At 69.9% G+C, this 12,450-nt stretch carries 9 protein-coding genes and 1 tRNA gene; 1 reads left to right on the top strand and 9 read right to left on the bottom strand.

Annotated elements, in window-relative coordinates; translation table 11 throughout:
* Positions 1-166 precede the first annotated feature (166 nt).
* Entirely contained in the window at positions 167-781 is a 615-nt protein-coding gene (locus ASG00_RS09735) for an ANTAR domain-containing response regulator (RefSeq protein ID WP_045248113.1), read from the bottom strand.
* 49 nt (positions 782-830) lie between these two features.
* Between ASG00_RS09735 and ASG00_RS09730 the strand changes: the two genes are divergently transcribed.
* Positions 831-913: transfer RNA gene (locus ASG00_RS09730), tRNA-Leu, on the top strand.
* Between the two features lie 52 nt (positions 914-965).
* On the opposite strand, the gene pyk is transcribed toward ASG00_RS09730, so the two are convergent.
* The 8 genes from pyk to ASG00_RS18980 are packed head-to-tail and all read right to left on the bottom strand — an operon-like array spanning position 966 to position 12,398.
* Positions 966-2,417, bottom strand: coding sequence for a pyruvate kinase (gene pyk, locus ASG00_RS09725; protein ID WP_045248112.1), 1,452 nt, complete (start codon positions 2,415-2,417; stop codon positions 966-968).
* Positions 2,418-2,461: 44 nt separating this feature from the next.
* Positions 2,462-3,928, bottom strand: a complete 1,467-nt coding sequence (locus tag ASG00_RS09720) for a glutamate synthase subunit beta (RefSeq protein WP_056209027.1) — start codon at positions 3,926-3,928, stop codon at positions 2,462-2,464.
* Positions 3,921-8,498 carry a glutamate synthase large subunit gene (gltB, locus tag ASG00_RS09715; RefSeq protein ID WP_056209024.1) on the bottom strand — a complete coding sequence of 1,526 codons (4,578 nt, stop codon included), beginning with the start codon at positions 8,496-8,498 and terminating at the stop codon, positions 3,921-3,923. Before gltB ends, ASG00_RS09720 begins: the two co-directional genes overlap by 8 nt.
* 51 nt (positions 8,499-8,549) lie before the next feature.
* A complete protein-coding gene (lgt, locus tag ASG00_RS09710; RefSeq protein WP_056209022.1) occupies positions 8,550-9,533 on the bottom strand; it encodes a prolipoprotein diacylglyceryl transferase in 984 nt (327 codons plus the stop codon).
* A gap of 9 nt (positions 9,534-9,542) precedes the next feature.
* On the bottom strand, positions 9,543-10,334 hold the full coding sequence (trpA, locus tag ASG00_RS09705; RefSeq protein WP_056209019.1) for a tryptophan synthase subunit alpha: 792 nt from the start codon (positions 10,332-10,334) through the stop codon (positions 9,543-9,545).
* The gene (gene trpB, locus ASG00_RS09700) at positions 10,331-11,542 is read right to left on the bottom strand and encodes a tryptophan synthase subunit beta (protein ID WP_056209016.1); all 1,212 of its coding nucleotides are present in this window, start codon (positions 11,540-11,542) and stop codon (positions 10,331-10,333) included. The genes trpA and trpB overlap by 4 nt, the downstream gene beginning before the upstream one ends.
* Positions 11,539-12,315 carry an indole-3-glycerol phosphate synthase TrpC gene (gene trpC, locus ASG00_RS09695; protein WP_056209241.1) on the bottom strand — a complete coding sequence of 259 codons (777 nt, stop codon included), beginning with the start codon at positions 12,313-12,315 and terminating at the stop codon, positions 11,539-11,541. The genes trpB and trpC overlap by 4 nt, the downstream gene beginning before the upstream one ends.
* Before the next feature lie 2 nt (positions 12,316-12,317).
* Complete coding sequence (locus ASG00_RS18980) at positions 12,318-12,398, bottom strand: hypothetical protein (RefSeq protein ID WP_442922636.1); 81 nt, start codon at positions 12,396-12,398, stop codon at positions 12,318-12,320.
* Positions 12,399-12,450 lie beyond the last annotated feature (52 nt).

The raw sequence follows: 12,450 nt of genomic DNA, 5'->3' as shown, positions 1-12,450 counted from the left end.
CCCGGTCGGCCACGAGCGGCTACGTCACGGGCGTGTGCACGCCGATCCACCTCGGACGGTCGCTGACCGTGCACGAGATCGCCATCTCGGATGACGCGGGTCGCCGGTGCTCGACGGTGCGCATCACCAACATGGTGCGCGACGCTCCCGGCGTCTGAGGCGGCGCTCAGGCCTTCTTCGGAGCCAGCTGCTCGATGATCGCCTTCGCGACATCCTGCATCGTCAGACGGCGGTCCATCGACGCCTTCTGGATCCACCGGAACGCCTCGGGCTCGCTCAGGCCCATCTTCTCGTTCAGCAGACCCTTCGCGCGGTCGACGAGCTTGCGGGTCTCGAAGCGCTCGACCATGTCGGCGACCTCGGCCTCGAGCGTGATGATCTGCTCGTGGCGGGCGAGGGCGATCTCGATCGCCGGCAGCAGGTCGTTCGGGGTGAACGGCTTCACGACGTAGGCGAGCGCGCCCGCCTCGCTCGCCCGCTCGACGAGCTCCTTCTGGCTGAAGGCGGTGAGGAGCACGACCGGGGCGATGTGGTTCTTGTTGAGCTTCTCGGCGGCGGAGATGCCATCGAGCTGCGGCATCTTCACGTCCATGATCACCAGGTCGGGGCGCAGCTCGGTCGCGAGGGCGACAGCCGTCTCGCCATCGCCGGCCTCGCCGACCACGTCGTACCCGTTGTCGCGCAGGATCTCGACGATGTCGAGTCGGATGAGCGACTCGTCCTCGGCGACGACGACGCGGCGCGGGGCCGCGGGCTGGGCGGGTACGTCTAGATCAGTCACCTTTGAATCCTAAGGTATGGTCAAACCCGATGCGCGGCGCAGGCCGCACGCCGGTGTGGCGGAATGGCAGACGCGACCGACTCAAAATCGGTTGTCCGTGAGGGCATGTGGGTTCGAGTCCCACCACCGGTACCGACGACGAAGAGGGATGTCCCGCGGGACATCCCTCTTCGTCGTACCGGTGCTACTCGGCTTCCGCCTGGTAGATCGGGGCCTTGCCGTGCACGGCGTCGCCGATCTTGTGGATGCGGATGTCGTTGGTGGAGCCGATGATGCCGGGAGGGGATCCCGAGATCACGACGACCTTGTCGCCGACCTTCGCGAGGCCGTGCGAGAGGAAGAAGTCGTCCACCTGGATGAACATGCGGTCGGTGTGCGGCACGTGCTCGACGATGGTCGACTGCACACCCCAGCTGACCGCCATACGACGACGGATCGCCGGGTCGGCGGCGAACGCCATCATGGGGATGCGCGGGCGCAGGCGAGCCATGCGGCGGGCAGTGTCACCGGACTCCGTGAAGATGCACAGCCACTTCGCGTCGACGAACTCGGCGACCTCGAGGGCCGCGAGCGTGATCGCTCCGGGCTGCGTGCGCGGCTTCGTGGTCAGCGGCGCGATGCGCTCGAGACCGTGCTCCTCGGTCGACTCGACGATGCGGGCCATGGTCTCCACGACCACGACCGGGTACGCGCCGACGCTCGTCTCGCCCGAGAGCATGACCGCGTCGGCACCGTCGAGCACCGCGTTGGCGACGTCGCTGGTCTCGGCGCGGGTCGGCACCGGGTTCTGGATCATCGACTCGAGCATCTGCGTCGCGACGATGACCGGCTTCGCCATGCGGCGGCAGAGCTCGACCGCGCGCTTCTGCACGATCGGCACCGCCTCGAGCGGCAGCTCGACGCCGAGGTCGCCACGGGCGACCATGATGCCGTCGAACGCGTCGATGATCTCCTCGAGGTTGTCGACGGCCTGGGGCTTCTCGATCTTCGCGATGACCGGGATGTGGCGCCCCTCCTCCGCCATGATCACGTGCACGCGCTGCACGTCCTTCGCAGAGCGCACGAACGACAGGGCGATGATGTCCGCGCCGATGCGCAGCGCCCAGCGGAGGTCCGCCTCGTCCTTCTCGCTCAGCGCCGGCACGTTCACGGCGACGCCGGGCAGGTTGATGCCCTTGTTGTTCGAGACGGGACCGCCGACGATCACCTCGGTCGTGACGGTGACGCCGTCGGTCTCGAGGACCTTCACGCGCACCTTGCCGTCGTCGATGAGGAGGAAGTCGCCGGCCTTGACGTCCTGCGGCAGGCCCTTGAAGGTCGTCGAGACGATCTCCTTGGTGCCGGGGATGTCCTCGACCGTGATCTTGAAGATGTCGCCGGGGGCGAGATCGTGAGGTCCGTCGGCGAACTTGCCGAGGCGGATCTTGGGACCTTGGAGGTCCACGAGCACCGCGACCGGGCGCTCAGCGTCGTCGGCTGCCCGGCGCACGTTCGCGAAGTTCGCGTCGTGCACGGAGTAGTCGCCATGGGAAAGGTTCAGGCGCGCGACATCCACACCTGCGTCGATGATCGCGCGGACCATCTCGTAGGTGGAGGTTGCCGGGCCGAGGGTTGCGACGATTTTCGCGCGTCTCATCCTGTGTTCGGCTCCAGTGTGTGGCTGTGGGGTTGGATTCGAGCCTACGCGGGCTGGAGGCCGATCGCGACATCGCTGGCACGAACCGGTGACGGCAGCGAGGTCTCGCCCATGAGGTAACGGTCGACGGATGCCGCGGCGGCCCGTCCTTCGGCGATCGCCCAGACGATCAGCGACTGGCCGCGACCGGCGTCGCCGGCGACGAAGACGCCCGACACGGTGGTCTCGTAGTCGTCGGCGCGCTCGACGTTGCCGCGGTCGGTGAACCGCGTGTTGAGCTGGTCCTCGAGCAGAGCGCGCTCCGGGCCGGTGAAGCCCATCGCGATGAGCACGAGGTCGGCCGGGATCTCCCGCTCGGTACCGCTCTTGGGCACGCGACGGCCGTCGACGTACTCGGTCTCGGCGACGCGGAGGGCCCGCACCTCGCCCGCCTCGTTCGCGAGGAACTCGACGGTCGATGCCAGGAACATCCGCTCGCCGCCCTCCTCGTGCGCCGAGGAGACCTCGAACACGGTGGGAGTCATCGGCCACGGCTGGTGCGCGGGGCGCTCGGTCGGAGGCTGCGTGCCGATGGCGAGGTTGGTCACGCTGAGCGCGCCCTGGCGGTGGGCGGTGCCGATGCAGTCGGCGCCGGTGTCACCGCCTCCGATCACGATGACGTGCTTGCCCTCGGCGGAGATCTGGTGGGGAACCTGGTCGCCCGCGACCGCCTTGTTGGACTCGACGAGGTACTCCATGGCGAAGTGCACCCCGTCGAGGTCGCGGCCCGGGATGGCGAGGTCGCGCGGGATCGTCGACCCGGTCGCGATCACGACCGCGTCGTAGCGCGAACGCAGGTCGGACCAGGAGATGTCGGTGCCGATGGTCACGCCCGCGCGGAAGCGGGTGCCCTCGTCCTGCATCTGACGCAGCCGGGCCTCGAGGTGGCGCTTCTCCATCTTGAAGTCGGGGATGCCGTAGCGCAGCAGACCGCCGATGCGGTCGTCGCGCTCGAAGACCGCGACCGTGTGACCCGCACGGGTGAGCTGCTGGGCGGCGGCAAGACCGGCGGGGCCGGACCCCACCACGGCGACCGTCTTGCCCGTGAGGCGTGCCGGCGGCTTGGAGTCGACCCATCCGTTCGCGAAGGCCTGGTCGATGATCGACACCTCGACCTGCTTGATCGTGACGGCCGGCTGGTTGATGCCGAGCACGCACGCGCTCTCGCAGGGGGCCGGGCACAGGCGACCGGTGAACTCCGGGAAGTTGTTGGTCGCATGCAGACGATCGATGGCCGCGCGGCCCTCGCCGCGCCAGGTGAGGTCGTTCCACTCCGGGATGAGGTTACCCAAGGGGCATCCGGTGTGACAGAACGGCACGCCGCAGTCCATGCAGCGGCCCGCCTGACGACGCAGCACCGCGGAGTCGCCCGGTTCGTACACCTCGCGCCAGTCGAGGATGCGCACGGGAACCGGTCGACGCGACGGGGTCTCGCGCTGGGTCGTCTTCAGAAAGCCCTTCGGGTCAGCCACCCGTCACCTCCAGGATGCGGTTCCACACGACGTCGCCGTCGGGGTCGAGGCCCTGCGCGAGCGCCTCCTGGCGCGTCTGCAGCACCGCTGCGTAGTCGCGCGGAACGACCCGCACGAAGTTGCCGATCTCCTCGTCGAAGCGCTCGAGGAGGCTCGCGGCGAGCACGGACTCGGTCTCGGCGACGTGGCGCTCGAGCAGGTCCTTGAGGATCTCCGCGTCGCCCGAGCCGAGCTCGTCGAGCACGAGCTCGCCGGCGGCCAGCGCCTCGCGGTTCACGAGGGCGGAGTCGAGCCTGTACACGTAGGCCGTGCCGCCCGACATGCCCGCACCGAGGTTGCGTCCGGTCTCACCGAGGATGACCGCGAGCCCGCCCGTCATGTACTCGAGCGCGTGGTCGCCCACGCCCTCCACGACGGCGGTCGCGCCGGAGTTGCGCACCAGGAACCGCTCCCCCACGGTGCCGCGCAGGAACAGCGTTCCCTGCGTTGCGCCGTAGCCGATGACGTTGCCGGCGATCACGTTCTTCGAGGCGGGGAATGTCGCGCCGCGCGGCGGTCGCACGACGATCTGTCCGCCCGACAGACCCTTGCCGACGTAGTCGTTCGAGTCGCCCTCGAGGGTGAGGGTGATGCCGGCCGGCATGAACGCGCCGAACGACTGCCCGGCGGAGCCGTGCAGATTCACGACGATCGAGTCGGTCGGCAGACCGTTCTCGCCGTGCGCGAGCGTGACGTGGTGGCCGAGCATCGTGCCGACAGCGCGCGCGGTGTTGCGCACGGGCAGGTCGATCTCGAGGTGGCCGCCGTGTGCGATGACGTCCTGCGCGCGCTCGATGAGCTGCACGTCGAAGTGGTCGTCGAGCTCGTGCTTCTGGGCGCGCTGGTTGCGCCGCGGCTCGTCGTCGGCGAAGTCGGGACCCTGGAGCACGGGGGCGAGGTTCAGACCATCCGCCTTCCAGTGCTCGATCGCGCCGTTCAGGTCGAGCGCGTCGACACGGCCCACGGCCTCGTCGAGCGTGCGGAACCCGAGCTCGGCGAGGATCTCGCGCACCTCCTGGGCGATGAACTCCATGAAGTTGACGACGAACTCGGGCTTGCCCGAGAAGCGCTCTCGCAGCACCGGGTTCTGCGTCGCCACGCCCACCGGGCAGGTGTCGAGATGACACACGCGCATCATGATGCAGCCGCTGACGACGAGGGGCGCGGTCGCGAAACCGAACTCCTCGGCACCGAGCAGCGCGCCGATGACGACGTCGCGCCCGGTCTTGAGCTGGCCGTCGACCTGCACCACCACGCGGTCGCGCATGCCGTTCAGCATGAGCGTCTGCTGGGTCTCGGCGAGGCCCAGCTCCCACGGGGTGCCGGCGTGCTTGAGCGAGTTGAGGGGGCTCGCGCCGGTGCCGCCGTCGTGACCCGAGACGAGGATGACGTCGGCGAGGGCCTTCGCGGTGCCGGCGGCGACCGCCCCGATGCCGGACTGGCTCACGAGCTTCACGTGCACCCGGGCGCGCGGGTTCGCGCGCTTGAGGTCGAAGATCAGCTGCTTGAGGTCCTCGATCGAGTAGATGTCGTGGTGCGGCGGCGGCGAGATGAGGCCGACGCCGGGGGTGCCGCCGCGGGTGCGGGCGATCCACGGGTACACCTTGCCGGGAGGCAGCTGACCGCCCTCGCCGGGCTTCGCGCCCTGGGCGAGCTTGATCTGGATGTCGTCGGCCTCGGTCAGGTACAGGCTCGTCACGCCGAAGCGGCCCGACGCGACCTGCTTGATCGAGCTGCGACGCTCCGGGTCGAGCAGGCGGTCGACGTCTTCGCCGCCCTCGCCCGTGTTGGACTTCGCGCCGAGGCGGTTCATCGCGATCGCGAGCGTCTCGTGCGCCTCCTTCGAGATGGAGCCGTAGCTCATCGCGCCGGTGGAGAATCGCTTCACGATGGCGGAGACGGGCTCCACCTCATCGATCGGCACGCGCGGACGCTGGTTCTTCTTGAACCCGAACAGGCCGCGGAGGGTCTTCAGCTCGGCCGCCTGGTCGTCGACGAGCTTGGTGTACTCGCGGAAGATGTCGTACCGGCGCTCGCGCGTCGCGTGCTGCAGACGGAAGATCGTCTGCGGGTTGAACAGGTGCGGCGAGCCGTCGCGGCGCCACTGGTACTCGCCGCCGGTCCACAGCCGCTCGTGGGTGCGGGCGGCCTCGTCCTCGGGGTAGGCGAACGCGTGGCGTGCGGCGTTCTCGGCCGCGATCACGTCGAGGCCGATGCCGCCGAGCTTGGACTCGGTGCCGGTGAAGTAGGCGTCGATGAGCTCGCTCGACAGCCCCACGGCCTCGAACGCCTGCGCGCCCGCGTAGGACGACACGGTCGAGATGCCCATCTTCGACATGATCTTCAGCACGCCCTTGCCGAGCGCGTAGATCAGGTTGCGGACGGCCTTCTCGGGCGTGATGTTGGTGATGAAGCCGGCGCGTACGAGGTACTCGACGGTCTCCATCGCGAGGTAGGGGTTCACGGCGGATGCCCCATAGCCGATGAGGGTGGCGACGTGGTGCACCTCGCGCACATCTCCGGCCTCGACGACGAGCCCGACCTTCATGCGGGTCTCGTTGCGGATGAGGTGGTGATGCACGGCGGCGAGCGAGAGCAGCGAGGGGATCGGTGCGAGGTCCTTGTTGGAGTCACGGTCGCTGAGCACGATGAACTCGGCGCCGTCCTCGATGGCCTGGTCGACCTCGCTGCACATCTGCTCGAGGCGCTTCTTCATGCCCTTCGCGCCCGCCTCGACCCGGTAGAGGCCGCGGATGGTCACCGAGGTGCGGCCCGGGAGGGCCGTGTCGATGTGCTGGATCTTCGCGAGCTCGTCGTTGTCGATGACGGGGAAGTCGAGCGTGACCGTGCGCGTGTGCTCCGGACCCCAGGCCAGCAGGTTCGGCTCCGGGCCGAGACCGAGTGCGAGGGAGGTGACGATCTCCTCCCGCAGCGAGTCGAGCGGCGGGTTCGTGACCTGGGCGAACTGCTGGGTGAAGTAGTCGAACAGCAGGCGCGGACGCTCGCTGAGCACCGCGACCGGGGTGTCGCTTCCCATCGCGCCGAGGGGCTCGGCGCCGTTCTGTCCCATCGGGGTCAGGAGGATGCGCACCTCCTCCTCGGTGTACCCGAACGTGCGCTGGCGGCGCGTGATCGAGGCGATCGGATGCACGATGTGCTCGCGCTCGGGAAGGTCGGCGAGACGCACCCGACCCGCGTCCAGCCATTCCTGCCACGGGTGCAGGGTGGAGAGCTGCTGCTTGATCTCGTCGTCCTCGATGATGCGGCGCTCGGCCGTGTCGACGAGGAACATGCGCCCCGGGCGCAGACGGCCGCGGCGCTTGATGCGCTCGGGCTCGAAGTCGAGCACGCCGGTCTCGGAGCCGATGACGACGAGGCCGTCGGTCGTCTCCGTCCAGCGACCCGGGCGCAGGCCGTTACGGTCGAGGGTCGCGCCGACGAGCGTGCCGTCGGTGAAGATGAGCGCGGCGGGGCCGTCCCACGGCTCCATCTGCATGGAGTGGTAGTCGTAGAACGCCCGCAGTTGCGGGTCGATGTCGGCCTGCTTCTCGTACGCCTCCGGCACCATCATCATGATCGCGTGCGGGAGGCTGCGTCCCGTGAGCGTGAGCAGCTCGAGCACCTCGTCGAACGAGGCCGAGTCGCTGGCGCCGTCGGTGCAGATGGGCAGCAGCGGGCGGATGTCTCCGACCAGCGCCGACTCGAGCTGCGACTGACGCGCCCGCATCCAGTTGCGGTTGCCGCTGACCGTGTTGATCTCGCCGTTGTGCGCGAGCATGCGCAGCGGCTGCGCGAGCGGCCACGACGGGAACGTGTTTGTCGAGTACCGGGAGTGCACGACGGCGAGCTCCGAGGTGAACCGCTCGTCCTGCAGGTCGGGGTAGAACGGCTCGAGCTGCAGGGTCGTGACCATGCCCTTGTAGCCGAGGGTGCGGCTGGAGAGCGACACGAAGTAGGCGCCGTGCTCGCGGCGCGCCCGCTTGCGCAGCCGGTAGACGCGGCGGTCGAGCGCGATGCCCGACAGCGCCGACGCGTCGCCGACCGCGGGACGTGAGACGAAGATCTGCTCGAACGCGGGACGAGCCTCGAACGCGAGCTTGCCGAGGTGGGCGTCGTCGGTCGGCACCTCGCGCCAGCCGAGCACGATGAGGTTCTCGGATGCCGCGACCTGCTCGATCCCGTCCTTGACCCGCTGGCGCTCCGCCGCGTCGAGCGGCAGGAAGGCGAGCCCGGCGGCGTACTCGCCGACCGGGGGCAACTCGAAGCCGACGACCGCGCGCAGGAAGGCATCGGGCATCTGGGTGAGGATGCCGGCGCCGTCGCCCGTGCCCGCGTCGGAGCCGATCGCGCCGCGGTGCTCGAGGTTGCGCAGGGCGGTGAGCGCCAGGCTGACGATGTCGTGGCCGGGCGTGCCGCGAAGGGTCGCGACCATCGCCAGGCCGCAGGCGTCCTTCTCGAACGCGGGGTTGTACATCCCCTGGGCGGCCGGGAACGTCCCGCCGGGGATGCTGTGACGGAGGCTGGGGGCCATGCGTACCGTCCTCACTTGGTGCTGTGCTGGGACGACGTCGGCCCGAAGGAGTTACTGTGCGGCAGCGGAGCTTGTGGCGGTGCCCTGACCGAGTGCGTCCGCGGGCGGCTCGCTCACGTCGACGTACTGGTCGGTATCCAGCGATTGTACAGGCGATGAACCGGGTGCTCCGCGTCCGGGCCGATAGGGCGACGGCTCGAGGCCGAGGTGGCGCGTCGTCTGCACGATGTAGATCACGAGGCCGGCGATGACCCCGAGGATCGCCGCCCAGACGTTGACGCGGAGCCCGAGGTAGATCTCGCTCGGGTCGATGCGGATGCTCTCCCAGACGATGCGGCCGGCGGAGTACCAGATCAGGTAGATCGCGAACAGACGACCCCACTGGAGGCGGAACCGGCGGGCGATGACGAGCAGCACGATCGCGCCGAGCGTGTTCCAGATGACCTCGTAGAGGAAGGTCGGCTGGAACAGCGTGCCTGCGGGCAGGCCCTGCGGGATCGCCGGGTTCGACGAGTCGATCTCGAGGCCCCACGGGGCGTCGGTGGGGAGGCCGAAGAGCTCCTGGTTGAAGTAGTTGCCGAAACGGCCGATGGCCTGGGCGAGGATCAGGCCCGGTGCGAGGGCGTCGGCGAAGGTCCAGAAGCGGATGCCCGTCCAGCGGCATCCGATGATCGCTCCGATCGCCCCGCCGATGAGCGCGCCGTAGATGGCGATTCCGCCCTCCCAGATGTAGAACACCGAGAGCACGTCCTTGCCCGCGCCGAAGTAGTCGGCCGGGTGGGTGAGCACGTGGTACGCGCGGGCCCCGATGATCGCCAGCGGCACCGCGAACAGGGCGATGTCGATGACGACCCAGCGCTCCGCTCCGCGCTTGGTGAGGAAGTGGTTCGTCATCAGCACCGCGACCACGATCCCCGCGATGATGCACAGCGCGTAGAAGTAGATGCGCACGGGACCGAGCTGGAAGTAGCTGATCGACGGGCTCGGGATGCTGGCGAACACGCTGGTCAGCGCGCTCGTGGGGGCGAACGTCATGGTGCGAGTCTACGGGCGCGGACGAGCCGTGCCGGACGCGAGCGCCCCCGCCACCCGGCGCAGTCCGTCGACCCCGCCGTCGCGCAGCGCGCGCACGAGCGCGGTGCCCACGATCGCGCCGTCGGCGTAGCCGACCACACCCGCGACCTGCTCGGGCGTGGAGATGCCGATGCCCACGCACGCGTGCGCCGCGCCGTGCGCGCGGAGACGCTCGGTGAGGCGGCGGGCCGCGGCATCCAGCTCTGCCCGCTCCCCCGTGATGCCCATCGTCGAGACCGTGTACACGAAGCCGGTCGAGGCCTTCACGACCAGGTCGAGGCGCTCGTCGGTGGAGGTGGGCGCCGCGAGGAACACGCGGTCGAGGCCGGTGCGCTCGCTGGCGGCGATCCACTCCGCGGCCGACTCGGGCGTGACGTCGGGGGTGATGAGACCTGCGCCGCCGGCGGCGAGGAGGTCGTCCGCGTACCGGTCGACGCCGTACTGCAGCACCGGGTTCCAGTAGGTCATCACCAGCACCGGGACATCCACGCGGCGGGTGATCTCCGCGATCGCCGGGAACAGGTCGCGCAGCCGGAAGCCGTTCGCGAGCGCCTGCTGGGTCGCCTGCTGGATGACCTCGCCGTCCATGACCGGGTCGGAGTACGGCGGACCGAGCTCGAGGATGTCGGCCCCCGCCTCGGCGAGGGCGACGGCCGCCTCGATGCTCGTGGCCGTGTCGGGGAACCCGACGGGCAGGTAGCCGACGAACGCACCACGCCCCTCGGCGTGGGCCTTCTCGATCGCGGCGGCGACGCGGCTCATGCGCCGGCCTCCTCGTCGTAGAGGCCGAAGTAGCGGGCGGCGGTGTCCATGTCCTTGTCGCCGCGGCCCGACAGGCTCACGGCGAGCACGGCGTCGGGGCCGAGCTCGCGGCCGACGCGGATCGCGCCGGCCAGGGCGTGCGCCGACTCGATGGCCGGGATGATGCCCTCGGTGCGGCTGAGGAGCCTCAGCGCCTGCATCGCCTCGTCGTCGGTCGCGGGGATGTACTGCGCACGACCGATCGCGGCGAGCCACGCGTGCTCGGGACCGACGCCCGGGTAGTCGAGGCCGGCGGAGATCGAGTGGGATTCGATGGTCTGGCCGTCCTCGTCCTGCAGGACGTAGGTCTTCGCGCCGTGCAGGACGCCCGGACGTCCCCGTTCGATGGATGCCGCGTGCCGCTCCGTGTCGACGCCGTCACCGGCCGCCTCGACGCCGTAGAGGGCGACGCCCTCGTCGTCGAGGAACGCATCGAACATGCCGATCGCGTTCGACCCGCCGCCGACGCACGCCAGCACGGCATCGGGGAGGCGCCCGATCTCGTCGAGGAGCTGCGCGCGCGCCTCTTCGGAGATGACCTTCTGGAAGTCGCGCACCATGGCCGGGAACGGGTGGGGACCCGCCGCCGTGCCGAAGATGTAGTTCGTCGTCTCGACGCTCGCGACCCAGTCGCGGTACGCCTCGTTGATGGCGTCCTTCAGGGTGCGGCTGCCGGTCGTGACCGGCACGACCTCGGCACCGAGAAGACGCATGCGGGCGACGTTCAGCGCCTGGCGCTCGGTGTCGACCTCGCCCATGTAGATCGTGCAGTCGAAGCCGAAGAGGGCGGCCGCGGTGGCTGTCGCCACGCCGTGCTGGCCGGCGCCCGTCTCGGCGATCACCCGCGTCTTGCCGAGCCGCTTCGTGAGCAGCGCCTGCCCGATGACGTTGTTGATCTTGTGGGAGCCGGTGTGGTTGAGGTCCTCGCGCTTGAGGAAGATGCGCGCGCCGCCCGCGTGCGCGGCGAAGCGCGGCACCTCGGTGATCGGCGAGGGCCGGCCGGCGTACGAGCGCAGGAGTTCGGCGAACTCGGCATGGAACGCGGGGTCGACCTTCGCCGACTCGTAGCAGGCGGTGAGCTCGTCGATCGCGGCGATGAGCGACTCCGGCATGAACCGGCCGCCGAACTCGCCGAAGAACGGCCCCTGGGCGTCGCGCAGCGCGCTCATACGGTCTCTCCTCGGAACGCGCGGAGGGTGGCGACGGGGTCGCCGGTGACGAGCGCCTCGCCGACCAGCACGGCATCGGCTCCGGCCGCGCGGTAGTGGGCGACATCCGCCGGCGTCAGCACGGCAGACTCCGCCACCTTGATCGCCCCGACCGGGAAGCGGTCGACGAGGCTTCCGAACAGGTCGCGGTCGAGGTCGAAGGTGGTGAGGTCGCGGGCGTTCACGCCCACGAGCCGCGCACCGATCTCGCCGGCCGCGTCGAGCTCGCTCGCCGAATGGGCCTCGACGAGCGGAGTCATGCCGAGCTCGGTGACGAGCGCGTGCAGCCGCGTGAGGGTCGGCAGGTCGAGGGCGGCGACGATCAGCAGCACGAGGTCGGCGCCGGCGGCGCGGGCCTCGAGCACCTGGTACTCGGTGGCGATGAAGTCCTTTCGGAGAACCGGCAGGGTCACCGCCTGCTTCACGGCGCGCAGGTCCTCGAGCGACCCCTTGAAGCGACGCTGCTCGGTGAGCACCGAGATCGCGCTCGCGCCGCCGGTCTCGTAGAGAACCGCCTGGTGCGCCGGATCGGGGATGGCCGCCAGGTCGCCGCGCGACGGGCTCGCGCGCTTGACCTCGGCGATGATCTTCACCCGGTCGGACGGCGCGAGGAAGGCGAGGGCGTCACGGGCTGCGGGCGCGGCGAGAGCCGAGCGCTCGACCTCGTGCAGCGGGCTGCGGGCGGCGCGCGCCTCACTGTCGGCGACGGAGCCGGCGGTCAGCTCCTCGAGCAGGTTCAATGCTGCTTGGGGACGTACTTCGGCCCGTTGGCGCCCCAACCGAGGCGCGACAGCACGAGACCGACGAGAGCGCCCACGACGACGAGCACCACGGAGGCCCAGACGAGCCAGACCACCTCGAGGTAGAAC

This window comes from Microbacterium sp. Leaf351 (assembly GCF_001423825.1).
GTDB classification, from domain to species: Bacteria; Actinomycetota; Actinomycetes; order Actinomycetales; family Microbacteriaceae; genus Microbacterium; species Microbacterium ginsengisoli.
This window is presented reverse-complemented; position numbering and strand designations above follow the sequence as displayed.

Excerpts from the sequence above, each read along its gene's own strand:
- pyk (WP_045248112.1), bottom strand. The coding sequence starts at position 2,417 with ATGAGACGCGCGAAAATCGTCGCAACCCTCGGCCCGGCAACCTCCACC.
- gltB (WP_056209024.1), bottom strand. The coding sequence starts at position 8,498 with ATGGCCCCCAGCCTCCGTCACAGCATCCCCGGCGGGACGTTCCCGGCC.
- lgt (WP_056209022.1), bottom strand. The coding sequence starts at position 9,533 with ATGACGTTCGCCCCCACGAGCGCGCTGACCAGCGTGTTCGCCAGCATC.
- trpA (WP_056209019.1), bottom strand. The coding sequence starts at position 10,334 with ATGAGCCGCGTCGCCGCCGCGATCGAGAAGGCCCACGCCGAGGGGCGT.
- trpB (WP_056209016.1), bottom strand. The coding sequence starts at position 11,542 with ATGAGCGCGCTGCGCGACGCCCAGGGGCCGTTCTTCGGCGAGTTCGGC.